This is a genomic window from Blautia sp. OM07-19, from assembly GCF_003481595.1.
Lineage (GTDB): Bacteria > Bacillota > Clostridia > Lachnospirales > Lachnospiraceae > Blautia_A > Blautia_A intestinihominis.
The window spans coordinates 103,958-127,548 of the sequence record NZ_QULA01000009.1; the positions used below are offsets into that span (position 1 = coordinate 103,958).

The following is a 23,591-nucleotide window of genomic DNA, read 5'->3' on the forward strand; positions in this document are numbered from 1 at the left end:
ATCTTTGCTGGTATTATTAAAGCTCGATCTGTGCGATTACTTCTTTTAATGCTTCTGCACTCTTCTTAAGAAGTGCTACTTCCTCATTGTTCATACGCATCTGGACTTTTCCCTGAATTCCATTTGGTCCTACAAGAGTAAGGGTGCTAAGGCATACATCTTCGATTCCATACTCTCCATGAAGCATAGAGGATACAGTTGCAAGAGAATCAGAGGCAGCCAGAATCAGACCAACCAGCTGACAAACAGTTGCAGATACTGCATAGAAGGTCGCACCTTTCTTTGCAATAACCTGTCCGCCGGATTTCTGTACATATTCCAGCATAGCTTCTTTGTCTAATGGTTCTATTTCCTTGCCATACGCTTTCATTTCTTCGTAATATTCATCTGTGCTCAAACCGGAAATGTAAGCACTTGTCCATGGAATAAAGGAAGTGTCACCATGCTCACCAAATACATAAGCATGGATATTTCTCTGTGCAACTTTAAAGTGCTCGGAAAGTCCATAGCGAAGTCTGGCTGTGTCAAGGATGGTTCCGGATCCCATGATCTGATTCTCCGAAAGACCGGAAATCTTGGTAAATACATAAGTCATAATATCTACCGGATTACTTACGATGATATACTTTGCATTTGGAGCTTCTTTTACAATCTGAGGAGTAATGCTCTTCAGAATATTAACATTTGTCTGAGTAAGTTCAATTCGGGTCTGCCCAGGTTTACGGGCAATTCCGGATGTGATGATTACAATGTCGGAATCTTTTGCATCTGCATAATCTCCTGCGGTCAGGGATACGGGACTTCTGAAGCAGGTTCCCTGCTCAATGTCCATAACCTCTCCTTCCACCTTTTCTTTGTTGATGTCAATCAGAACAATCTCAGAAGCAATCTCATCATGTGCCAGTGTATAGGCAATTGTAGATCCAACGCTTCCAGCTCCGATAATAGTAATTTTGCTGCTCATAATAAACTCCTTTCATGGGGTTTGTGGGATTATACCGTCTTTCCCCTGGAATTTGTTTGTTTTTTCCGTGGGATTTAGTAGTTTTCCCTGTGTGATGCTCTTTGTTTTTTGTTTATTTTTTAACAATCGCATTTAGAAAAAAAGCGGTTTAAACTCTATTTTCCGCCTTGCGACATGGCCTAACCCAGGAACACGGACGTAATCCCACTCTATTTTCCTGGGTTAAGTCATGTCACATTGTGTTTTTTCACAAACTTTTTCAACAAAGGACTTTTCCCTCTTTGTTTCCGCATAAAATATTGTTTTCTCCGCTTCATTTAAAATACCACAATGACAATCTTTTAACAACATATTTTTGAATTTTTTTATCATTTTCAAGTGGTTTTACATATTGCACAAAATTTCAGGATAATTTTCGATTGTTTTGTTAAAAGTCTCTCCGGAAAAAAATAGCTATCGGAGAGGCTTTCTCAGAATCCAAATCTATTGCTGCGTTAATAGAATTAAAGAGCGTATAATTTTATAATGTTCTTCAGCTTCTCGACTGCGTAGTGGATGGCAATACAACCTCTGCATTGCATCCGGCACAACTTACAGAGTCCATTTTGCTCCAAATTCACCAGCACATTTCGGTCTGCTTTATACTTATAGAAACTAAGGAGGTGTTCTCATGAAATATCAACGTATTCAGGATCTCCGAATTGATTCTGACCTGTCCCAGAAACAGCTTGGCGAAGTCCTTCATATCAGCCAGCGTTCTTACTCTCACTACGAGACAGGTTCCCGTGGAATTCCGGTTGAAATGCTGATCCGTCTTGCAGATTACTACGATACCACCATTGATTATCTTGTAGGACGAACAGATAACAAAGAGCCGATCAAGCCACTCAAAGCAGCCAAATAATGAATCTGCGGTCAAAAACACCCGCCTGACATACACATCTTTTCTGTATGTCAAACGGGTGCTTTTTCTTTCATTACTTATGAAACGGAGCCAGCAGCACGCTCGTCATTTAATTCCCCTCACCGGATTTTCGTTCTTCCCACTCTGCGATCTTGGAAATATTTGCCATCTCATATTCATTAAAGATCGAATCCTGCTGTGCATCAAAAGTATCCGGATCTATGGTTCCCTGATACCAGGACTTACTGTTGAAATAATCTGAAATATACTGTGTGACAAACTGTCTGCCATGACGGGCATAAATCTCATTCTTCGCCAGTTCAAGCTGGTCCGAACTGTACACAGCTACTTCCTCATCTGTCAGATAACGACTGTCACTGTCCGGGAAAAAGTACTCTCCTGTCTGTGTATCCGTCTGTGTCGGGTCCGGTTCTTCCTCCGGTATCGGTGTCGCTGTCGGGTCCGGTTCAAGATATACCTGATCTCTGCTCATGATGCAGTTCACGTTCGGATAAACGCTGCTGACCGGGTCACCTGTCGCAATCCTTACATACAGCTGTCCTTTATCAAAAATAATATTCCCGGCAGCCCTGTTTCCCTCAGAGTCGTTAAAATAAAATCTTGCTGCATTTCCGGCTACTTCTGCCGTAACATCTGCCGTAACAGACTGGCTCTGATTGCGGTCGGTCTGATAAAAACTGAACGAAATCTTATCCAGACTGATGTCGTAGACATTGATCGTTGCAGTTCCATCCGTACTGTACCAGTAATCCCAGAAATCATTCGGGTCAAAAGCCGCCACGACCGTCGGAACCGGGGTCGGTGTTGCTGTCGGACTCGGAGTCGGACTCGGAGAAGGTGTCACAGAAACAGTCGGAGCTGCCGTCGGTACATTCTTAAGTGCCTCCATCGCCTCCTGCTTTTGTCTTGCCTCGATCCTGGTCTTTCTGATTCCTGCCAGCAGAATTGCAGCTGCACCAAATATAATAAAAAGTGAGATCAGGATCTTCAGCAGTATCTTAAGTCTTTGTTTTTTTCTCATCTGTGTCACCTCGATTTTCCGACAGTTCCTTACCAGAAGCCTCTGTCTTTGTTACTCTTTTCCGCTCCAGCAGTATGTGCAGAGCTTACATGGTTCAATATCTATGGATGCAGTCAGATCGTCCAGACGATGATATTTCAGGGTGGTAAAATTAAGTTCCTTACGGATCTCCTCCAGCATCTCCTTGTAGTTCGTGGAATCCGGATCTGCATAGTCCGCAAGGATCTTGTCATCTACATTCTCTCCCTCTCTCTTCGCGATCACTCTCCTGGTGATCAGATCCATCTCGGATTTGGAACGGGAGAAATTCAGATATTTACATCCATAAAGCAGCGGCGGGCAGGCAGGACGGATATGTACTTCCTTCGCACCGTTGCGGTAAAGAAATTCTGTTGTCTCGCGAAGCTGTGTACCGCGGACAATAGAATCGTCAATCATCAAAAGGCTCTTGTCCTTAATCAGTTTGTGCACCGGGATCAGTTTCATTCTGGCGATCAGGTTTCTCTGGCTCTGCTGTGTCGGCATGAAAGAACGCGGCCAGGTCGGTGTATATTTGATAAACGGACGGGCAAAAGGTACACCGGAACGGTTCGCATAACCGATCGCATGGGCGATTCCGGAATCCGGGACACCGGCTACAATGTCAGGATGCACCTGTCCTGCATCTCTCTCGGCGAGCATATCACCACATTTATAACGCATTTCCTCTACATTGACACCTTCGTAGGTCGAAGTCGGATATCCATAGTATACCCAGAGGAAGGAACAGATACGCATCTTTTCTCCTGGTTTCTGAAGCGTTTCGATTCCTTCCGAAGTCACAAAAACGATCTCGCCAGGTCCCAGAGATTTCTCATCTTCGTATCCAAGATTAATGTATGCATGGCTCTCAAAAGAAACACAGCGTGCATCCTCCTTGCGTCCGATGATCAGCGGTGTACGTCCCAGGCGGTCTCTGGCTGCGATCAGTCCTTTCGGAGTCAGAAGCAGCATCGTCATCGAACCGTCGATCACTTCCTGTGCGTAACGGATCCCCTCTGCAATAGAATCCTTGGTGTTGATAAGAGATGCGACCATTTCTGTAGGATTTACGTTTCCCCCGCTCATTTCAAGGAAATGTGTACATCCGTCTTTGAAGCATTTCTCGATCAGTTCTTCCATATTGTTGATCTTGCCGACTGTTGTGATCGCAAAATTCCCAAGATGAGAACGGACCAGGAGCGGCTGTGGTTCATTATCTGAGATACAGCCGATTCCAAAATTCCCCTGCAGTTCAGAAACATCTTTGTCAAATTTGGTACGGAACGGTGAGTTTTCGATATTATGTATCGCACGGTCAAAACCTTTCTCCGGATCATACACTGCCATTCCGCCTCTTCTGGTTCCCAGATGAGAATGATAATCAATTCCAAAAAACAAATCCAGCACGCAGCTGGTTTTTGAAGCTACTCCAAAAATTCCACCCATGTCGTTTTTCTCCTTATTTTTTCTCTTTGATGATTCCTCGCCGGTATGCGTCCAGAAGCTGCATCAGCTCGCCAATCTTTTCCTTGAGAGCAATTCCGGTATCTGTATCTCCTACCAGTCTTCTCTTTGTTGTATAATGAACCGCTACCCGGTTGGAAACAATATCACTTTCTTTTGAAACCGCATCTTCCGCAGAAGTAAATGACTCATGTGCACAGAGGATCAGTCCGTAGGAATTGTATACCAGTGTGTATCCTGCAATTCCGGTAACCTTGTGGTATGCTTTGCAAAAACCACCGTCGATGACAATAACTTTGCCGCCGCATTTGACCGGGCTCTCGCCTTCTCCCTGATGTACCGGCACATGTCCGTTGATGATGTGCCCCTTCGCAGGATCCAGTCCAAACTCTCTGAGAAGACTGTCTATCACTTCTTCGTTTTCCAGAAGACGATAATATGCACCTTTCACTTCTTTGTGCGTTGCCTTGTCTGCAATAAAATATCTTTCAAATGTTGTCATCTTGTCTTTGCCGAACAACGGGGAGTTCGGGCTCGCCCAGATAAACCAGAGGATATCCCTGCCCTTACGCTGCTCTTCGTTGTCCACAGCAAAAAACGCTCTCCTTACATAAGCCTCCAGTACATCATAGAGTTCTTTGCCCTTGTAAGTCTTGCCATAGATCTGGACTTCCTTGAGACTTCCATCCTCATTCAAAGGAATACATCCGTGGAACAGAAGATTTCCGTTGAAAGTCTTGTAGAGACCGCCTTTGTCAAGCAGAAGGCTCATATGTTTCTGCAACTTCTCACAGTTACGGAATGCAGATTCCAGACGTTCCATCACGTCCTTCTCACCTGCGCTCAGCTCATATGGCTTCTTCCAGTCGATCGTCGGGAAATTTGTATCCAGCAGTGGATATTCCTTACCGTCAGGAAGTGTGATCGTGCATTTTTCCGGATCGATCCGATGGAGCAGACAGCGGTTTTCCATGTGGAATTCCTTATGACGGCGGATGAGCTGGCCTTCCAGTTTGAACTGGATGATAGCGATCGCCTTGTGCATCTTCTGTCCAAGGTCTTTCTCGGCTGCATTATAATTAGAAGTTCCCTTCATCTCAAACACACTGCACGGATCATCCTTGTATACTTCCATCGCAAACGTTGCAAGCGGCAGAAGGTTGATCCCATATCCATCCTCCAGGATATCCTGATTTCCATAGCGGAGACTGTTTCTGAGGACTGTTGCGATGCAGGACTGCTGTCCAACAGCTGCTCCCATCCAGACTGCATCATGATTTCCCCACTGAATGTCCAGAGAATGGTACTCCATCAGACGGTCCATAATGAAATGAGGTCCCGGTCCACGGTCAAAAATATCTCCCAGAATATGAAGGTGATCGACAACAAGACGCTGGATCAGCTCTGCCAGGGCTATGATGAAATTCTCCGCACGGCCGATCTCAATGATCGTATTTACGATAGAATCATAATAAGCTTCTTTGTCCAGTACTTCTGCCTTCTCCGTGATCAGTTCCTCGATCACATAAGCATAATCTGCCGGCAGTGCCTTGCGGACTTTGGATCGGGTATATTTGGATGCAGTGGTCTTGCAGACTTCGATCAGACGGTACAACGTGATCTTGTACCAATTTTCCATATCTTCTTCTATCTTTTTGACCAGACGCATCTTTTCTTTCGGATAGTAGATAAGCGTAGCCAGCGCACGCTTGTCACTGTTGCTTAAGGTATGTCCGAATACATCGTCGATCTTCTTGCGGACTGCACCCGAACCGTTGCGGAGCACATGGGCAAATGCCTCATATTCTCCATGGATATCTGACATAAAGTGTTCTGTTCCTTTTGGAAGGTTCAGAATAGACTGCAGATTGATGATCTCTGTCGATGCCTTTCCGATCGTCGGATACAGTTCTGCCAGTCTCTGTAAATACCTTAATTCCTCTTTTTTCATCTTCTTCTCCTTTAACTATGGTAGCATATCCGGTCCCCATACCGGTAATCCCAAATTTCAGACAAGCACATTGTCAAATAATGAAAACTGATTGGACTGCGGGATATCCCCAAAAATTCCCAGGTCGTCCATCAGGTCAATGACTGTCTTGCTGACCTTTGTCCTGTCGCGGAAGTCATCTTTTGACAGGAATTTGCCCTGCTTTGCAGCATCTACAACTGCTTCTGCCGCCTTGTCACCCATTCCGTCGATACAGTTCAGTGCCGGCATCAGCTTGCCGTCAATGATCTGGAATCTGTTTGCTTTTGCCTTGTACAGATCGATCGGAAGGAATTCGATCCCTCTCGCGTACATTTCCTGTACGATCCTCATGTCACGGATCGAATCCTGTTCTTTCTTGGAAGCCTCGTCGCCTTTTTTGCGGATCTCTGCAAGATAATAGTCCAGACGTTCCCTTCCCATACACATGGTCTCATAGGAAAAAGCCGTCGCACGGATACTGAAAAATGCCGCATAATATGCCAGCGGCTTGAACACCTTGAACCACGCGATCCTCCACGCCATCATAACGTAAGCCGCCGCATGCGCTTTCGGGAACATGTACTTGATCTTTTTGCAGGACCAGATGTACCATTCCGGAACCTTATGTTCTCTCATGGTAGTTTCCCACTCATCACGAAGTCCCTTACCCTTACGGACACTCTCCATGATGGTAAACGCAAGACTGCTCTCTACGCCCATGCTGATAAGGTAGATCATGATATCATCTCGCGTACAGATCGCAGTGGAAATCGTCGCCTTGCCCTCCTCAATCAGAGTCTGCGCATTTCCAAGCCATACGTCCGTACCATGAGACAGACCCGCGATACGAACAAGATCAGAAAAATATTTCGGCTTCGTGTCGATCAACATCTGCATCGCGAAATCTGTACCAAACTCCGGGATTCCAAGGCATCCCAGTTTACAGCCGCCGATATCCTCCGGTTTGATTCCCAATGCATCCGTACTTGCAAAAAGCGACATGACTTCTTTGCTGTCCAGAGGTACATCACGGGCACTTAAGCCTGTAAGGTCCTCGAGCATACGGATCATTGTCGGATCATCGTGTCCTAGAATATCAAGTTTCAGAAGGTTTCCGTCAATGGAATGATAGTCGAAATGTGTCGTGATGATATCACTGTTTTCGTCGTTTGCCGGATGCTGTACCGGTGTGAATTTCTCGATCTCTACACCTACCGGAAGAACGATGATTCCACCCGGATGCTGGCCTGTCGTTCTTCGGATTCCCGTACAGCCCTTGACGATCCGGTTGATCTCGCAGTAACGCTTGTGCTGGCCACGCTCTTCGTAATAATTCTTGACATAACCGAATGCCGTTTTCTCTGCCAGGGTACCAATCGTACCAGCCTTGAATGTCTGACCTTTTCCGAAGATAACCTCTGTATATCTGTGCGCATTCGCCTGATATTCTCCGGAGAAGTTCAGGTCGATATCCGGCTCCTTGTCACCCTTGAAACCAAGGAATGTCTCGAACGGGATATCAAATCCTTCTTTATTCAGCTTCGTGCCGCATTTCGGGCAGATCTTATCCGGCATATCGCAACCTGCCATACCGCCGAATTTCTTTACCTCCGGCGAATCAAAATCATGATATTTGCAGTTCGGGCACAGATAATGTGGCGGAAGCGGATTAACCTCCGTGATACCGGACATCGTCGCCGCGAGCGAAGATCCTACTGATCCTCGCGAGCCTACCAGATAACCATCCTCATTGGACTTCCATACCAGTTTCTGTGCGATGATATACATAACGGCATATCCATTGGAAATGATAGAGTTCAGTTCTCGGTTCAGTCGTTCCTCCACGATCTCCGGAAGGTTTTCTCCGTACATCTCATGCGCTTTATTGAAGCAGATATCCTTGAGATCCTGGTCGGAATTCTCGATGACCGGAGGGAACTTGTCCGGATGAATCGGGGAGATCTTCTCGATCATATCCGCGATCTTATTTGTGTTCGTGATAACGACTTCTTCCGCCTTCTCACTTCCCAGATAGGAAAATTCCTCCAGCATCTCCTCTGTAGTGCGGAGATAAAGCGGGGCCTGATTATCTGCATCCGAGAAACCGTTTCCTGCCATGATGATCCGTCGGTAGATCTCATCCTCCGGATCCATAAAGTGTACGTCACAGGTCGCAACGACCGGTTTCTTGAACTGGTCTCCCAGTTTGACGATCTTCTTGTTGATCTCGATCAGGTCCTCATTGGAATTCACGCGGTCATTTTTTTCATCTGCGATCATAAACGCATTGTTTCCAAGCGGCTGGATCTCCAGATAATCATAAAAATTGACAAGTCTCGCGATCTCCGGTTCCGGTGCATTTCGAAGCAGTGCCTGATACAGTTCGCCCGCTTCGCAGGCACTTCCGATCAGAAGTCCCTCTCTGAGTTCAAGGAAAAGGCTCTTCGGCACACGAGGCCGCCTTCTGTAATATTTCAGATGAGACTGGCTTACCAGTTTGTACAGGTTCACGCGTCCTGTCTCATTTCTGGCAAGGATGATTGCATGATAAGTCGGGAGTTTCTTGATCGTGTTGACAGAGACATTTCCCTGCTCATTCAGCGTATCTACATCAAAAATATCCCTCTCCCGAAGCATCTCCACAAACCGCACAAAGATCTCGGCCGTACATGCCGCATCATCTACTGCCCTGTGGTGATGGTCCAGAGAAACACCGACTGCTTTGGCAACCGTATCCAGCTTGAATCGGTTCAGTGCCGGCAGAAGGAATCGTGCCATTCCAACGGTGTCCACATACGTATATTCCTGTGGAAGTCCCTGACGCTTGCAGTTCTCAATGATAAAACTCATATCAAAGTCTGCATTGTGCGCAACCATGACCGCGCCCTCACAAAATTCCAGAAACTTCGGAAGGATTGTCTGGATATCCGGTGCATCCATGACCATAGAATCATTGATGCTGGTCAACTGCTCGATCCTGTACGGGATCGGAACCTTCGGATTGACAAAAGTGGAAAAACGGTCTGTGATCACGCCCTTTTCGACACGTACCGCACCGATCTCAATGATCTCGCAGGTCAGCGGGGAAAATCCTGTCGTCTCGATATCAAATACGACAAATTTGCCGTCCATCGACTGTCCCTCGCTGTTGGTAACGATCCCCTTGAGGTCATCTACGAGATACGCTTCCATACCGTAGAGTACCTTGAAATCAGAGTCCTTCGGCACACAGCCGCCCCATGCATCAAAGCAGTGGTTTGCCTCCGGGAATGCCTGTACAACGCCATGGTCCGTGATCGCGATCGCCTTGTGTCCCCATTCATACGCACGCTTGACGAGATCCTTCGCTGTGGTAACACCATCCATATCGCTCATCTTGGTATGGCAGTGAAGCTCGACTCGCTTCTGCGGACTGGTGTCCATCCTCATGCTCCTGAAATCTGCGATCTTCTTGATCCCGGAGATCGAACCGATCGTCAGTTCACTGTCAAAACGATCGATCGTGGTGACACCCTTGAATTTCAGGAACGCACCTTTCCTGACATGTTCGGTCACTTCCGGAACCTGTTCATTTCGAAGGAACATCTTGATCACAATGGAATCCGTAAAATCTGTGACAGTAAGGATCAGGATCGTCTTCTCGTTTCGGATCTCTCTTGCCTCTACTTCTTCTACCTGACAGCGGATCATGACCTCGCCCATCTCACCGGTGATTGACTCCAGCGGGATCGTATCTCCTTCAAAATCCCTTCCATATACAACGTCCGGATTGCTGTCCTTACGGAAGCCTCCACGATAATCGTTCTGCTGTCCTTTTTTCTTGTCAAAAAACTTCGATTTCTGTTCCTGTCCGGATTTTTTGGTGTCCTTTGTTTTGGAACTGTCGGATTTTTCCTTTGTCGCTTCTTCTGCTGTGTTTTCCTGTGCTTCGGCAGTCTCCGGGGTCAGTTTTGCATGTTTCAGGACATTGGCAACTTCCTGCCGGATCTGAAGTGCGGCATTTCTGCGGTACTTGCTCTCCTGTACTTCCTGGAAATCAAGGTTGATCTTAAGATTCATTCCACAGCGCTCGCAGAAAACCTTATGCAGATATTCCACAAGGATCTCGCTTTTTTCCCTTGAAATCACAGAATCCGGAAGGACCAGATCCATCTCCTCATCTGATGGGAAAGTAATCTGCGCCCGCTTGAACAGATTATATTCCAGCATATTGTAATTTTTCAGTTCCAGTTCCATGCTGGCACGGTAGATTTCGAGGAAATTCGACGGAGAATACTGCTTCGACAGATGAAATCTCTCGATCACAGTCACGCGCATCTCCATTCCCGGGAAACACTGCCGTTCGATCTGATCTTCCAGTGCAAAAATAAACTTCTTGTGGATCCAGCGTTCACTGTGGATGTAGACCCAGAGCCTTGTTTTTGCAGGATTGCAGGTCACCCTGGAAACTGTGACCATTTCCAGCCATTCTTTTAGCTGATCTTTCAACTTCAGGCTTGGAAATACGTCAAAAAATTCTTTTTCCATGTCTGATGCCTCTTTCTTACGCTTCCCAGTGGAGCAGTTCGTCTCTTAACGTATCCAGAAGTTCTTCCTCCGGTACTTTCTTTACGATTTCTCCTTTTTTGATCAGAAGTCCTACACCGACTCCACCGGCGATTCCGATATCCGCTTCCTTCGCTTCTCCCGGTCCATTGACTACGCAGCCCATGACCGCTACTTTGATATCCAGCGGAATGTCCTGAACCATCGCCTCTACCTTGTTTGCAAGGCCGATCAGGTCGATACGGGTACGGCCGCAGGTTGGACAGGACACAACTTCAATGCCTCCTTTGCGAAGCCCCAGTGTCTTGAGGATTCGTTTGGCTGATTTGATCTCTTCAAGCGGAGCTCCTGTCAGGGAAACGCGGATCGTGTCACCGATTCCCTGATACAGAATGATCCCGAGTCCGACTGCTGATTTGATATTTCCGGAATACAAAGTTCCTGCCTCTGTGATCCCTACGTGAAGCGGGTGGTCGGTCTTCTGGGCGATCAGTTCATGCGCCCTGGCACACATCATGACATCAGAGGATTTGATGCTGATGACCAGATTGTCATAGCCCATTTCTTCTATGATATGGACTTTGTCCAGTGCACTCTCTACCAGTCCCTCGGCAGTAACTCCATGGTATTTCTCCACCAGTTCTTTCTCAAGAGAACCGCTGTTGACGCCGACACGGATCGGAATATTTCTCTCCTTTGCAACATCTACGACTGCCTGGATCCTGTCTCTGCTTCCGATGTTGCCCGGATTGATACGGATCTTGTCTGCGCCGTTCTCCATTGCTGCGATCGCAAGGCGATAATCAAAATGGATATCTGCCACAAGCGGAATGTGGATCTGTTTCTTGATCTCACGGAGTGCCTCGGCAGCTTCCATTGTCGGAACTGCACAGCGGATGATCTCACATCCTGCCGCCTCCAGTTCAAGGATCTGACGGACAGTTGCCTCCACATCTTCTGTCTTGGTATTTGTCATAGACTGGATAAGGACAGGGTTTCCTCCTCCGATCTTTCTGTTTCCTATCTGTACTACCTTTGTATGGTCGCGATACATAAGTTTCCCTCCATTTTATCGTATTTCACATACACCTGATTTTCTGAAAAAAACGGAGCCGCCTTCAGAGAGACTGCCCCTTCTCTGCTTCATATTATAACGAACTGGGGTATAAAATACAAGTTTTCATTGAAGTCACCACAATAAAGTGCTAAAATAAAAACAAAAGTTACTGCAAACAGAATGAACAGTAACAATGACAGCCATACGGAATGGAGGAATATATATTATGGAAAAAAAGAACATTGACTGGGGCAGCATAGGATTCGGCTATATCCCGACAGATTATCGTTATGTTGCCAACTTCAAGGACGGCAAATGGGATGAAGGAGAACTGACCACAGACCCGAATGTAGTACTGAATGAATGTGCCTGTGTTTTCCAGTATGCACAGACTGTATTCGAAGGCATGAAAGCCTATACAACAGAAGACGGACATATCGTTACTTTCCGTCCTGACCTCAACGCAGAGCGTCTTGCAAACTCCGCAAGGAGACTGGAAATGCCAGTATTCCCGGAGGATCGTTTTGTAGATGCTGTTGTCAAGACCATCAAAGCAAACGAAGCTTACGTACCGCCATACGGCTCAGGTGCAACCCTGTATGTACGTCCGTACATGTTCGGAAGCAACCCGGTTATCGGTGTTAAACCGGCTGATGAATATCAGTTCCGTATCCTGACCACACCAGTAGGACCATACTTCAAGGGTGGCGCAAAGCCGATCACGATCCGTGTCACAGACTTTGACCGTGCTGCACCGCATGGAACAGGACACATCAAAGCTGGCCTTAACTACGCAATGAGCCTTCATGCAATCATGGATGCACATCGTCAGGGATACGATGAGAACATGTACCTTGACTCCGCAACAAGAACCAAAGTTGAGGAGACAGGTGGAGCAAACTTCATCTTCGTAACCAAAGACGGCACTGTTGTAACACCGAAGTCCAACAGCATCCTTCCATCCATCACACGTCGTTCCCTGATCTATGTTGCTGAACATTATCTCGGACTCAAAGTTGAGGAACGTGAAGTATATCTGGATGAAGTCAAAGACTTCGCAGAATGCGGACTTTGCGGAACTGCTGCAGTTATCTCTCCAGTTGGCAAGATCGTTGACCACGACAAAGAAATCTATTTCCCAAGTGGAATGGAAGAAATGGGACCGACAACCAAGAAACTGTACGAGACACTGACAGGTATCCAGATGGGACGCATCGAAGCTCCAGAAGGATGGATCAAAGTTATCGAATAATTTACCCGTTAGATCAGACAAGGTGTGGAGAATTTTCCACACCTTGTTTTTTGCTCTGTTATGAAATTTACTGTCCTATTTTACTCTCTCATATTTCACGAATGTATATTCCAGGTCAAAATATGTCTGCTCATCGCTTTCTGCAGTCACTTTCCACTCCGGCATCTCGTCAAGATTCGGGAAGTAGCTGTCTGCTTCGTATGCAAAATCGATCTTGGTCACATGTGCAGTGTCACAGTATGGAAGGAGCTGTTTGTACACACTGTCTCCACCGATGCAGTATACCTGATCGGACGGATATTTCTTAATTTCCTCCAGAAGTTCCTCGATCGTATGAACGATAATAGCATCTTTTACCTTGTAATCTTTATTTCCGGTAAGAACAATATTGGTTCTGTTCTTGAGCGGAAGTCCGTTTGGAAAGCTTTCCAGTGTCTTGCGCCCCATGACAACGACTTTGCCTGTTGTCTCCTGGCGGAACATCTTCATGTCTGCCGGGATGCTTACAAGAAGTTTGTTATCTTTGCCGATGGCCCAGTTTTTGTCTGCTGCTACGATAATATTCATGTTAAAATCCCCTTCTGTTTTTATTGGTTTCTTCTGACGATCAGATCGCGATTGGAATGTTTTTGATCTGCGGCCAGGTCTGATAGTTTTCTACGATTAGGTCATCCGTTGTAAACTCATAGAAATCTTTGATCTCCGGATTCAGTTTCACAGTCGGTGCCGGATATGGTGTACGGCTGATCAGTTCCTTGATGACCGGTACATGACGGTCATAAATATGACAGTCTGCAATCACATGGACCAGTTCTCCCGCTTCCATATCGCAAACCTGCGCGATCATCATCAGAAGGATAGAATACTGGCATACATTCCAGTTATTTGCCGCCAGGATATCCTGGGAACGCTGGTTCAGTACCGCATTTAATGTAAGCTTATCCTTGCCTGGTTCCTTGGTCACATTGAATGTCATGGAATATGCACACGGATAAAGGTTCATCTCATGAAGGTCCTGATGCACGTAGATATTTGTCATGATGCGGCGGCTGTACGGATTGTTCTTAAGGTCATATAACACACGGTCTACCTGATCCATCATACCTTCTTTGTACTGGTGCTTGACTCCAAGCTGATAACCATATGCCTTGCCGATGGAGCCGTCTTCATCTGCCCAGCTGTCCCAGATATGGCTGTGAAGGTCATGGATATTGTTGGATTTCTTCTGCCAGATCCATAAGATCTCGTCCATCGCACTCTTGAGTGCTGTCTTACGGAGTGTCAGTGCCGGAAATTCCTTACGGAGATCATAGCGGTTGACAACACCGAATCTCTTGATCGTATACGCGGAAGTTCCATCCTCCCAGACCGGGCGGACTTTCTCTCCTTCTGTACTGGTTCCGTTTTCTATTACATCTTTGCACATATTGATAAAAGTAACATCTGCTAAACTCATTTACACTTCTCCTTTCATACTGCCGCACAAAAGCTCCCTGTCAGCAGTATTTTTATTCGTCATTCTGCTACTCAGTATAGCATATCCCCCTGTCTCTTACCAGCGTTTTGTTCGTGATAAAACTGCCTGTAACATCTCCCCGGGCTTTACATTTCGAACCTTCCATGCTATTATTAGTGCCATGAAAATACTGATTACATTACTGAAGCCTTTATCTTTTCTGCCTGCGCTTCTTATGATGTACCTGATCTTTTCATTTTCAGCCCAGACCGGGGAGGTGTCCGGGGAATTAAGTTACAAGATCAGTTACAAGATCGTCGAGGTCAAAAATGAGGTTTTGCACCAGGAAAAAAGTTACGATGAATTAAGTTATGAAGCTGACCAGATCCACTTCTATGTACGAAAAGCAGCTCATATGACAGAATATTTCCTTCTGGCTGTTGCCATTTCTTTCCCGCTCTACGTTTACCGCGTGAGAGGTTTCTGGCTGTTTCTTCTCGCCGGGATCTTCTGTGTGGGATTTGCAGGACTGGATGAATACCACCAGTCTTTTGTCGGAGGACGTACCCCTGCTGTCCGCGATGTCTGCATTGACAGCTGTGGAGCTTTTATTGGGATCATCCTCGTCCAGCTTTTCTGCTGGTCAACCTTACATAACCCGGATGCTCCGAAAAAAGTTGTAAAAAAGCGTAAAAAACGCCGCAGATCCTGAAGTCTGCGGCATTTTTGATCCTTATGTGATTTTACAGGATTTATTCAGATTTTTCATCCTCTGGTTTCTTTTCCAGGGAGACACTGCTTTCCTGTGCATTTGTGTCATCTCCGTTTTCATTGTCAAGTCCATCTGCCAGATGTGCTCTCTGTGCGATGCTCATAGATTTCTTCTCTTCTGCAGGTTCCGGCTGTTTCTGGATCTGCTCCTGTGCTGCAGCTTCTGCTGCACGCTTCGCCTTGTCCTTCTTCATCAGGTCTCTGCCGCCAACCACCAGCATAACAACTCCAACGATCAGAAATCCGACTCCCGCTGCAAAAAATCCCCAGCTGCTGCCATTCACACCATCCAGTACATCCTTACAGAGCTTATATCCTGTATACAAAAGATACACACCTGCAAGAAGCATGATAATGGAACTTCTTGTCGGTGTCCCCTGCTCCTTTGGTTCTGCTCCGGAAGTTTCCTGTTCAGACTGCTTGTTCTGTTCCTCCATCTGCTTCTCCTCTCACTTGCAAAAAATAAATTATTTTTTTATCTTATCATCTTTTACAGAATTGTTCAATTCTTCTTTTTCGTCAGCCTCGGTCTCTTCTTCCGTTTCAACAACCGGCTCTCTGTAAAGACGGCCATAGATTCTTGTAACCTCTCTCATATGATACAGAATCATATCAGAAATCTGTCCTTTGGTCAGTCTCCATTTCCAGTTGTCGCCCAAAGTTGCCGGTACATTCATACGTGCTTCGTTTCCAAGGCAGAGGTAATCCTGGATCGGAATGATCGCCAGGTCAGCCACACTTGCAAGAGCTGTACGGATCAGTGCCCATACACAGTCATTTACCGGTGCTTCATAGCAGTTGATGTATTCTCTTACAAAGTCTCTGTCATGACCCTGAAGGTTTTCCAGCCATCCTTTGGTCGTCTCGTTGTCATGGGTTCCTGTATAGACAACGCAGTTATGTTCATATTTATATGGAAGATAAGAGCTGTTCTCACTTCCGTCAAAAGCAAACTGCAGGACTTTCATTCCCGGATAGCCGCTTTCTTTGAGCATTTCCAGAACGCTCTTTGTCAGGAATCCAAGATCCTCTGCGATCACGCGAAGGTTCTCGATCTTTTTGTTCAGGGTATTGAAAAGATCCATTCCAGGTCCTTTTTCCCATTTGCCCTTCTGTGCGGTCGTCTCTCCGTATGGGATCGCATAATATTCATCAAAGCCACGGAAATGGTCGATCCTCACTACATCGTATAATTCAAGACAGTGCTGCATTCTCTGCACCCACCAGTCATATCCTGTCGCTTTTAATTTCTTCCAGTCGTAAAGAGGATTTCCCCAGAGCTGTCCTGTTGCAGAAAATGCATCTGGCGGGCATCCTGCTACGGATTTCGGGTTGTGATCCTTGTCAAACTGCAGCATTTCCGGATTTGCCCATGCGTCAGAGCTGTCCAGTGCCACATAGATCGGTACATCGCCGATGATGCTGATACCTTTCTCATTTGCGTATGCTTTCAGCTTTCTCCACTGTGTGGTAAAGCAGTACTGCTGGAAACGATAGAAATCGATCTCCTCTTCAAGCTCTTTCTCTGCTTCTCTGACTGCTTTGGAATGACGGTCCTTGAGTTCTTCCGGCCAGTCGATCCAGCAGATACCCTTCTGGTCATTCTTGATCGCCATAAACAGACAGTAATCTGTCAGCCAGTTCTGCTCTTCTTTCAGAAAATCTGCATAATCCTCATCCTTGGAAAGATCTGCTCTCTCATATGCTTTGCGAAGAAGTTTATATCTGGACATGTACATCTTTTCATAATCTACATAAGACTCGCTTCCACCCCAGTCACAGGACTCACATTCCCCTCTGGTCAGAAGTCCCTTCTCGATCAGATCCTCCAAATTGATAAAATACGGATTTCCTGCAAAAGTAGAAACGGACTGATAAGGAGAATCTCCATATCCAGTAGGTCCTAACGGAAGAATCTGCCAGTACTGCTGTCCTGCCTGCTCCAGTTGATCAACAAATTCATAGGCTTCCTTTGAAAAACATCCCATTCCGTATTTTGACGGTATACTGGATATACCCATTAAAATGCCGCTTGCTCTCATTTTATCTCCTCCAAATCTGGTAAATATTCACAAAACACATTATACCAATACCATACCCATTTAGTCAAGATAAATAAAAAAGAGAGCACACGCCCTCTTCACTTACCTGTCTTACAAACAGTTCCTCTTCTTGTCTTTGTTTCTCACCGTGGCACCCTGCTAAAGTCAGGAAAACTGCCAGCAAAAGCATCATAAAAATCTGTTTTTTCCTCACATCCACATCTCCGTTTTTGTTTTTAGGATTTCGAAAAAAACAGATTTTTATTCACCGGATATCAGAATCCTTTCTTCTTCATATAGATCACAACATCTCTCCAGACTCTTTCTTTGCCCTTTTCATTCAGGATCTCGTGGCGCATTCCCGGATAAAGCTTGCCTTTTACATCCAGATATCCCGCACGTCTCATCGCATGGACTGCCCCGGCAAACTTACGGACATTCCCAAGGCACGGATCCTCGGCTCCGCTGATAAAAAGCACCGGCATTCTTGGATTTTTGCAGCTCCATTTATGGATGTCATAGGCTTTTTTCATAAGGTCAAAAAGTGCTATGTACGCATCGTCTGTAAAGGTAAATCCGCACAATTCGGAATCTGTGTACGCCTGATAGACTGCCGGATCTGAACAGGTCCAGGCATTTTTGTTGCCTTCCTTTCGGAATTTCCATACATAGGAACCGAAAGAAAGTGACTCCAGCACATGGCTCTTGTGACAATATCCCAGAACTTTGCCCTCTGCCGTTGCGATCGCTTTGCCAAGAATCCTTGCCTTGTTTTCGCTCGGTGAACCGCATACAATCAGCATATCCAGGCAGTCATCATGTTCACTTGCAAAAGCCCTCACTGCCAGCGAGCCCATACTGTGTCCCATCAGGATCAGCGGAAGATCCGGGAAATATTTGCGGATGTCATGATTTACTTTCGCAATGTCCTTGAGCATTCCCTCTGCTCCGCTACCGTACATATATCCGAGATCATCTTTGGAACGGACACTCCTTCCATGTCCTCTGTGGTCATGGATCACGGTCACAAATCCCTGTTCTGCAAGATATTCCATAAATGGTATGTAACGTTCCTTATGTTCACACATCCCGTGAACAAGCTGAACGATCGCCCGATACGGCTTCTCCTCCGGGCAGATACACAAGACTGAGATCTCCAGCCCGTCCGCTTCCGACCGAAAAAAATCTTCGTATTTTTTTGCCATAAGCACTTCCTCCTCTTTGTAAAAAAGAAATCCCCTCATTTTCTTTCTGTTGTTAAGGTTAATTTAAGAGCCTGCAATTGTCCTTGTCAAGTAAGGCTCTCCTCTGCTATAATAGAAAAAAAGGAGGCAATAATGCGAAAAAATAAAAATAAACCGGAAACTGTTGATACTGCATCTGTTACCGAAACAGAAGAGATCAAAGTTCCCAAAAAGAAAAAAAAGAAAACCGGACTGATCGTCTTTCTGATCATTCTCATCCTCGCAGTCGCCGGAGCGGCAGCATACTATTTCATGGAACGTCAGAAACCGATCTCCACAACCAAGAACTATCTCGAAAATGTTCAGGCAATGAACTTTGATGGTATGAAGGAACTTCTGCAGAGCAATGACATGTCTGCACTGGATAACGCGGATATCACAAGCACTGCTTACACCAACTTCTTCAAGACCATCAACCAGAAGATGAGTTTCGAGATCAAGAAGACCAGGTTCAACATCCAGAACGGAACAGCAACTGTCACTGCACATATCAAATACATTGACGGTTCTGATATCTACAAAGAAACCATCACAGAATTCCTCAAGCAGATCGTTTCCACTGCATTTGCAGGAGAGACAATAACAGAGGAAGAAACTCAGCAGAAACTTGCTTCTCTTCTCGAGGAGAAATCCGGTTCTGTCGAGGACAAGTATACAGAAGTTGATATTGACTACCCTCTGATTGAGGCGAACGGCAAATGGAAAGTTGTTTCCCTCGATGCAGAAACTGTCAAAGTAATGTCTGCAAACTTCACCAACGTACAGGATGAGATCCACCAGTCTCTCTCTGAGATTGAAAATTCTGATTCTGGAAACCTTGATGCACAGCCAACTTCTGACAGCACTATTGATATGAGCAATGATAAATTCACTATCCATTACACCAAATGCCGTGTTACCAAGGACTATGCCGGAAATTCCTGCATCCTTGTCTACTATGATTACACCAACAACGGAAGTTCACCTTCCAGCGCCATGGTAGATGTCAATCTTCAGGCAACACAGAATGGACAAGCTCTGGAAGCTGCGATTCTCGCAGAAAATGATACTGCTGTAGACCAGTTCATGGCAGAGGTTAATCCAGGACAGACTGTAAATGTCTGCCAGGCATTTACACTCAAGGATCAGTCCGACGTAACGATCCAGGCAGGCGAAGCTTTCACGATTGGCGGTGGAACAGTTACATCTCAGATTCTCAAAGTTCAGTAAATTAATTTTTAAAAAATATTCGCAGTACATTTTTGCTGCGAATATTTTTTTTGCTTTCTGGGATACTAAAGATTACAACAACAAGGAAAGGATGAGCATCTATGGGAAATAAATTTCTGAATTGTTTTGCACTGACGATTTCTATTATCGGAGCTCTGAACTGGGGGCTGATCGGATTTTTTAATCTGAACCTCGTTGCCCTTCTGTTCGGAAGTATGAGCTGGCTTTCCAGAATCATCTATGCTCTGGTTGGTCTCTGTGGTCTCTATCTTTTTTCTTTCTATGGAATGACGACTGCAGGCGAAGAAAAAGTCAGCTGAAGATCTATGCTGACAGCCCTCAGATGTACAGAACAAAAAGAAAAGGACTCTGAATTCTCAGAGTCCTTAAGAGCGATAGACGGGGCTCGAACCCGCGGTCTCGACCTTGGCAAGGTCGCGCGTTACCAACTACGCCACTATCGCATAAGAGCGGGTGATGGGAATCGAACCCACGTATCCAGCTTGGAAGGCTGGTGTTCTACCATTGAACTACACCCGCATATCGCTGTGCTTGCGTTGCGTTTGTGTTTCGCTCGCTTCAACGATATTGAGTATATCTTATTACTCAGTATTTGTCAACAGGTTTTTTTGATTTTTTCAATTTTTTTTATTTTATATTTTTTCTTGTTTTTATATACATAAAATGACTTAGTTTTCCCAGTCCCAGACATCTGTCTTGGAAACGGCACTTCTTGATTTCTTGATCACAAGTTCCGGGCTCTTGGCACTGACTTTGGTGTTTGCCGGAATGGATTCTGTGATGAAAGTGTTACCACCGATGATCGTATTTTCTCCGATCACAGTCTCACCGCCAAGTACAGATGCATTGGAATAGATCGTCACATTGTCGCGGATCGTTGGATGACGTTTGACATTGGCAAGCTGCTGTCCCTGTCTGGTAGAAAGCGCACCAAGAGTCACACCCTGATAAAGCTTCACATTGCATCCGATCTCCGTTGTCTCACCGATAACAACGCCAGTTCCATGGTCGATAAAGAAATAGTCACCGATCGTTGCGCCCGGGTTGATGTCGATACCTGTCTTGCCATGTGCATACTCGGTCATGATCCTCGGAATATACGGAACTTCTTCTTTATATAAAATATGCGCCAGACGATATACATAGATTGCAAACAGACCTGGATAAGAAGAAATGATTTCTTCCTTACTCTTGGCCGCCGGGTCACCGTCGAAGCCTGCCTGCACATCCTTCAGAAGACGTTGCTGCACATCCGGAAGCTGCTCAAAGAATCCTGCACAGATACGGTCTGCCTCTTCCTGTGCTCCATCCTGCTCAAGTTCCGGATTCGCATACAGAAGTGCGATCTCGATCTGTCCCTTGAGCATGTCATAAAGGTCATTCAGGCGATATCCTGCAAAATGCTCCGGGAAGATCTTCGCTGCCGAATCATTCCAGAAGTATCCTGGAAAAATAACTGAACGAAGCTGCTTGACAACATCAATGATTGCTGCCCTGCTCGGAAGCTCACGGTTGTTCTTTGGCATAAATAATTCTTCTTTTTTATAATTCTCGGTCAAAGCTTCGGTAGCTTTGAGAATCACATCTTTTTTTCTGTTCATGAATCTAACCTCTTTCCGCAATTTCTGCAAAGATGCTAATACTTGGTGTATTACTACTCTGCGGATTTCTTTCCTTATATCATATTATAGGATTGTTTTCGCGTCAACAAAAGATTCTTTTCCCGGCAAAAAAAGAATTGACCTTTCCGCGATCTGACTATATAATGGAACATGGTCAGAACATTCTGTTTCAGATTCGGAGATGTACCCAAGTGGCTGAAGGGTCCGCACTCGAAATGCGGTAGGTCGGGCAACCGGCGCGAGGGTTCAAATCCCTCCATCTCCGCTATTGACAAACAAAATATTATCTGCTATAATTCATTTTGTTGCAGATGAAATTGCAACTATTCCAATAATATAGGGGATTGGTCAAATGGTATGATAGGGGTCTCCAAAACCTTTGGTGGGAGTTCGATTCTCTCATCCCCTGCTCTTGGAAACGCTGAAAAGCCTTATAAATCAACAATGTCATTAACTTAAAAGCAGAAGATATTTATTCCTAAAAGGATTAGATATCTTCTGCTTTTTTTGATATGCTTATATTGTAAAAAGACGCCATGAACCTGCTCAAAAAAGGATGTGATTATACATGAAACATTCTCAGAAACGTACATTCATGGATATAGAAAAAATGAGTTCTGATGAATTTAAGGCATTTTGCCGATCCGGTAATAAAAATCATTTTACCAGAATTCGAAAAATGCCTCTTCAGGATCTTCTTTTCACAATGATAAACAGAAAGGGGCTGACGTTGGCCTTGGAACTGAGAAATTATATGAAACTTGCTCATCCTGGTGTGTCTATTTCAAAACCAGGATATCTGAAACAGCGTATGAAACTTAATCCAGATGCTTTTTTAGAATTATATAAATATCATAACCGTAACTTTTATGCAGATTCCACCTTTTCAACTTACAAAGATCATTTGATATTAGCCGCTGACGGCTCAGATATTAATATTCCTACCACTGCTGAAACATTGAAACTGTATGGTTCTGCAAGCCGAAAAAATACAAAGCCCCAAGCTCAAATAGGATTAGGCTGTATTTATGATATAATGAATCGTATGATACTGGAAAGTGACTGTAATAAGGTGAAATTTGATGAAATGCGCCTGGCTGAAAAACAGATGGAGCGTATACCGGAAACAATAGGCAGCATTCCCTACATTATTATCATGGACAGAGGTTATCCTTCTACGCCAGCGTTTATACATATGATGGATAAGGATATTAAATTTATCGTACGTTTAAAAAGCAGTGATTACAAAAAAGAGCAAAGCAGTTTAGCGGAAAATGACCAGCTAGTTAAAATAAAACTTGATAAGTCAAGGATCAGACATTACGAGGGGACACCGGATGGAGAACGTATGAAAGAACTTGGTGAAATTTCATTGCGTATGGTAAAAATCCTATTAGAAAACGGAAGTTTAGAAGTTCTGGCTACAAATCTTTCACAAACTGAATTTCATACAGAAGAAATAAAAGAATTATATCATATGAGATGGGGAATAGAGACTGCGTACGAAACACTAAAGAGTCGATTACAGTTAGAAAATTTTACAGGTACAAAACCCATTCTGTTATTACAAGATATATACAGCACTATATATCTGAGCAATTTAGCCGAAGATATCATATTAGACGCAGAGCGTGAACTGGATCAGAAAGAGGCAAACAGAAAACATAAAATGATGATCAATCAGACTGTTAGTATTGGAATCTTAAAAAATGATCTGATTTATATACTCCTTGAAACGGATGACCAAAAGAAAAATATATTATTTCAGCAAATATACGAAGATATCAGTAAGAATCTTGTTCCCATTCGTCCTGATCGGCATTATGCCAGAACGAAAGGACGGTTAGCAGGAAACTATTCGAATACCCATAAAAGAGCATACTGAGCTAAAAAATACGAGTATAAAGAGAAGGGGATACGTATGCCCATATAAAAAACAAAAAGCAGGAATCATAGTTTTATAAATGCTTACGATTTCTGCTTTTTGATAAAGTTAATGACATTG

At 44.9% G+C, this 23,591-nt stretch carries 18 protein-coding genes and 4 tRNA genes; 8 read left to right on the top strand and 14 right to left on the bottom strand.

Translation table 11 applies throughout. The features are described 5' to 3' along the window. Positions 1 to 16: 16 nt before the first annotated feature. Positions 17 to 964 carry an L-lactate dehydrogenase gene (locus DXC01_RS08750; RefSeq protein ID WP_118698730.1) on the bottom strand — a complete coding sequence of 316 codons (948 nt, stop codon included), beginning with the start codon at positions 962 to 964 and terminating at the stop codon, positions 17 to 19. A gap of 670 nt (positions 965 to 1,634) precedes the next feature. Between DXC01_RS08750 and DXC01_RS08755 the strand changes: the two genes are divergently transcribed. Next, positions 1,635 to 1,868 (top strand): helix-turn-helix domain-containing protein, encoded by a 234-nt coding sequence (locus tag DXC01_RS08755; RefSeq protein WP_118698731.1) that lies wholly within the window; start codon positions 1,635 to 1,637, stop codon positions 1,866 to 1,868. Positions 1,869 to 1,977: 109 nt separating this feature from the next. On the opposite strand, the gene DXC01_RS08760 is transcribed toward DXC01_RS08755, so the two are convergent. From DXC01_RS08760 to ispG, 5 genes are read right to left on the bottom strand one after another with little or no spacing between them, the layout of a single operon-like run. Continuing rightward, positions 1,978 to 2,910: a YARHG domain-containing protein gene (locus DXC01_RS08760; protein WP_118698732.1), complete on the bottom strand. Its 933-nt coding sequence runs from the start codon at positions 2,908 to 2,910 to the stop codon at positions 1,978 to 1,980. Positions 2,911 to 2,961: 51 nt separating this feature from the next. Further along, a complete protein-coding gene (locus DXC01_RS08765) occupies positions 2,962 to 4,377 on the bottom strand; it encodes an amidophosphoribosyltransferase (protein WP_118698733.1) in 1,416 nt (471 codons plus the stop codon). Positions 4,378 to 4,390: 13 nt separating this feature from the next. Continuing rightward, positions 4,391 to 6,346, bottom strand: coding sequence for a fructose-1,6-bisphosphatase (locus DXC01_RS08770; protein ID WP_118698734.1), 1,956 nt, complete (start codon positions 6,344 to 6,346; stop codon positions 4,391 to 4,393). Positions 6,347 to 6,403: 57 nt separating this feature from the next. Beyond that, complete coding sequence (locus DXC01_RS08775; RefSeq protein WP_118698735.1) at positions 6,404 to 10,894, bottom strand: PolC-type DNA polymerase III; 4,491 nt, start codon at positions 10,892 to 10,894, stop codon at positions 6,404 to 6,406. Between the two features lie 16 nt (positions 10,895 to 10,910). Then, positions 10,911 to 11,966 carry a flavodoxin-dependent (E)-4-hydroxy-3-methylbut-2-enyl-diphosphate synthase gene (ispG, locus tag DXC01_RS08780; RefSeq protein WP_022214399.1) on the bottom strand — a complete coding sequence of 352 codons (1,056 nt, stop codon included), beginning with the start codon at positions 11,964 to 11,966 and terminating at the stop codon, positions 10,911 to 10,913. A gap of 229 nt (positions 11,967 to 12,195) precedes the next feature. Between ispG and DXC01_RS08785 the strand changes: the two genes are divergently transcribed. Next, the gene (locus DXC01_RS08785) at positions 12,196 to 13,221 is read left to right on the top strand and encodes a branched-chain amino acid aminotransferase (protein ID WP_022214398.1); all 1,026 of its coding nucleotides are present in this window, start codon (positions 12,196 to 12,198) and stop codon (positions 13,219 to 13,221) included. 75 nt (positions 13,222 to 13,296) lie between these two features. Here the strand turns inward: DXC01_RS08785 and DXC01_RS08790 are convergent, their stop codons facing one another. Further along, a complete protein-coding gene (locus DXC01_RS08790; protein WP_118252888.1) occupies positions 13,297 to 13,788 on the bottom strand; it encodes a dihydrofolate reductase in 492 nt (163 codons plus the stop codon). 40 nt (positions 13,789 to 13,828) lie between these two features. Then, positions 13,829 to 14,677 (bottom strand): thymidylate synthase, encoded by an 849-nt coding sequence (gene thyA / locus DXC01_RS08795; protein WP_118698736.1) that lies wholly within the window; start codon positions 14,675 to 14,677, stop codon positions 13,829 to 13,831. 181 nt (positions 14,678 to 14,858) lie between these two features. Between thyA and DXC01_RS08800 the strand changes: the two genes are divergently transcribed. Beyond that, positions 14,859 to 15,389: a VanZ family protein gene (locus DXC01_RS08800; RefSeq protein ID WP_118698737.1), complete on the top strand. Its 531-nt coding sequence runs from the start codon at positions 14,859 to 14,861 to the stop codon at positions 15,387 to 15,389. A 40-nt stretch (positions 15,390 to 15,429) separates the two neighbouring features. On the opposite strand, the gene DXC01_RS08805 is transcribed toward DXC01_RS08800, so the two are convergent. The 3 genes from DXC01_RS08805 to DXC01_RS08815 form a co-directional block, all read right to left on the bottom strand. Then, positions 15,430 to 15,885 (bottom strand): hypothetical protein, encoded by a 456-nt coding sequence (locus DXC01_RS08805; RefSeq protein WP_118698738.1) that lies wholly within the window; start codon positions 15,883 to 15,885, stop codon positions 15,430 to 15,432. A 30-nt stretch (positions 15,886 to 15,915) separates the two neighbouring features. After that, a complete protein-coding gene (malQ, locus tag DXC01_RS08810) occupies positions 15,916 to 17,490 on the bottom strand; it encodes a 4-alpha-glucanotransferase (protein WP_118698739.1) in 1,575 nt (524 codons plus the stop codon). A 275-nt stretch (positions 17,491 to 17,765) separates the two neighbouring features. Continuing rightward, positions 17,766 to 18,695 carry an alpha/beta fold hydrolase gene (locus DXC01_RS08815; RefSeq protein WP_118698740.1) on the bottom strand — a complete coding sequence of 310 codons (930 nt, stop codon included), beginning with the start codon at positions 18,693 to 18,695 and terminating at the stop codon, positions 17,766 to 17,768. Between the two features lie 132 nt (positions 18,696 to 18,827). Between DXC01_RS08815 and DXC01_RS08820 the strand changes: the two genes are divergently transcribed. Together DXC01_RS08820 and DXC01_RS08825 are read left to right on the top strand one after the other, a co-directional pair. Then, positions 18,828 to 19,943, top strand: coding sequence for a DUF5067 domain-containing protein (locus tag DXC01_RS08820; protein WP_118698741.1), 1,116 nt, complete (start codon positions 18,828 to 18,830; stop codon positions 19,941 to 19,943). A gap of 101 nt (positions 19,944 to 20,044) precedes the next feature. Then, positions 20,045 to 20,263: a DUF378 domain-containing protein gene (locus DXC01_RS08825; RefSeq protein ID WP_022214390.1), complete on the top strand. Its 219-nt coding sequence runs from the start codon at positions 20,045 to 20,047 to the stop codon at positions 20,261 to 20,263. A gap of 71 nt (positions 20,264 to 20,334) precedes the next feature. Here the strand turns inward: DXC01_RS08825 and DXC01_RS08830 are convergent. The 3 genes from DXC01_RS08830 to DXC01_RS08840 all read right to left on the bottom strand — a co-directional run bounded on the left by DXC01_RS08830 (position 20,335) and on the right by DXC01_RS08840 (position 21,565). Next, positions 20,335 to 20,407: transfer RNA gene (locus DXC01_RS08830), tRNA-Gly, on the bottom strand. A gap of 5 nt (positions 20,408 to 20,412) precedes the next feature. Next, positions 20,413 to 20,483, bottom strand: a tRNA-Gly gene (locus DXC01_RS08835). 149 nt (positions 20,484 to 20,632) lie between these two features. Beyond that, entirely contained in the window at positions 20,633 to 21,565 is a 933-nt protein-coding gene (locus tag DXC01_RS08840; protein ID WP_022214418.1) for a serine O-acetyltransferase, read from the bottom strand. A gap of 198 nt (positions 21,566 to 21,763) precedes the next feature. On the opposite strand from DXC01_RS08840, the gene DXC01_RS08845 reads away from it, so the two are divergent. The 3 genes from DXC01_RS08845 (at position 21,764) to DXC01_RS08855 (ending at position 23,471) form a co-directional block, all read left to right on the top strand. Then, positions 21,764 to 21,851 (top strand) — tRNA-Ser (locus DXC01_RS08845). A gap of 73 nt (positions 21,852 to 21,924) precedes the next feature. Next, positions 21,925 to 21,995 (top strand) — tRNA-Trp (locus tag DXC01_RS08850). Between the two features lie 159 nt (positions 21,996 to 22,154). Then, positions 22,155 to 23,471 (top strand): IS4 family transposase, encoded by a 1,317-nt coding sequence (locus DXC01_RS08855; RefSeq protein ID WP_243111582.1) that lies wholly within the window; start codon positions 22,155 to 22,157, stop codon positions 23,469 to 23,471. Positions 23,472 to 23,591: the final 120 nt, after the last annotated feature.

Bases quoted from the DNA above. Each gene is read 5' to 3' on its own strand.
- ispG (WP_022214399.1), bottom strand. From the start codon at position 11,966: ATGTATCGCGACCATACAAAGGTAGTACAGATAGGAAACAGAAAGATC.
- DXC01_RS08815 (WP_118698740.1), bottom strand. From the start codon at position 18,695: ATGGCAAAAAAATACGAAGATTTTTTTCGGTCGGAAGCGGACGGGCTG.
- DXC01_RS08755 (WP_118698731.1), top strand. From the start codon at position 1,635: ATGAAATATCAACGTATTCAGGATCTCCGAATTGATTCTGACCTGTCC.
- thyA (WP_118698736.1), bottom strand. From the start codon at position 14,677: ATGAGTTTAGCAGATGTTACTTTTATCAATATGTGCAAAGATGTAATA.
- malQ (WP_118698739.1), bottom strand. From the start codon at position 17,490: ATGAGAGCAAGCGGCATTTTAATGGGTATATCCAGTATACCGTCAAAA.
- DXC01_RS08825 (WP_022214390.1), top strand. From the start codon at position 20,045: ATGGGAAATAAATTTCTGAATTGTTTTGCACTGACGATTTCTATTATC.
- DXC01_RS08790 (WP_118252888.1), bottom strand. From the start codon at position 13,788: ATGAATATTATCGTAGCAGCAGACAAAAACTGGGCCATCGGCAAAGAT.
- DXC01_RS08775 (WP_118698735.1), bottom strand. From the start codon at position 10,894: ATGGAAAAAGAATTTTTTGACGTATTTCCAAGCCTGAAGTTGAAAGAT.
- DXC01_RS08820 (WP_118698741.1), top strand. From the start codon at position 18,828: ATGCGAAAAAATAAAAATAAACCGGAAACTGTTGATACTGCATCTGTT.
- DXC01_RS08800 (WP_118698737.1), top strand. From the start codon at position 14,859: ATGAAAATACTGATTACATTACTGAAGCCTTTATCTTTTCTGCCTGCG.
- DXC01_RS08805 (WP_118698738.1), bottom strand. From the start codon at position 15,885: ATGGAGGAACAGAACAAGCAGTCTGAACAGGAAACTTCCGGAGCAGAA.
- DXC01_RS08785 (WP_022214398.1), top strand. From the start codon at position 12,196: ATGGAAAAAAAGAACATTGACTGGGGCAGCATAGGATTCGGCTATATC.
- DXC01_RS08855 (WP_243111582.1), top strand. From the start codon at position 22,155: ATGAAACATTCTCAGAAACGTACATTCATGGATATAGAAAAAATGAGT.
- DXC01_RS08750 (WP_118698730.1), bottom strand. From the start codon at position 964: ATGAGCAGCAAAATTACTATTATCGGAGCTGGAAGCGTTGGATCTACA.
- DXC01_RS08765 (WP_118698733.1), bottom strand. From the start codon at position 4,377: ATGGGTGGAATTTTTGGAGTAGCTTCAAAAACCAGCTGCGTGCTGGAT.
- DXC01_RS08770 (WP_118698734.1), bottom strand. From the start codon at position 6,346: ATGAAAAAAGAGGAATTAAGGTATTTACAGAGACTGGCAGAACTGTAT.
- DXC01_RS08840 (WP_022214418.1), bottom strand. From the start codon at position 21,565: ATGAACAGAAAAAAAGATGTGATTCTCAAAGCTACCGAAGCTTTGACC.
- DXC01_RS08760 (WP_118698732.1), bottom strand. From the start codon at position 2,910: ATGAGAAAAAAACAAAGACTTAAGATACTGCTGAAGATCCTGATCTCA.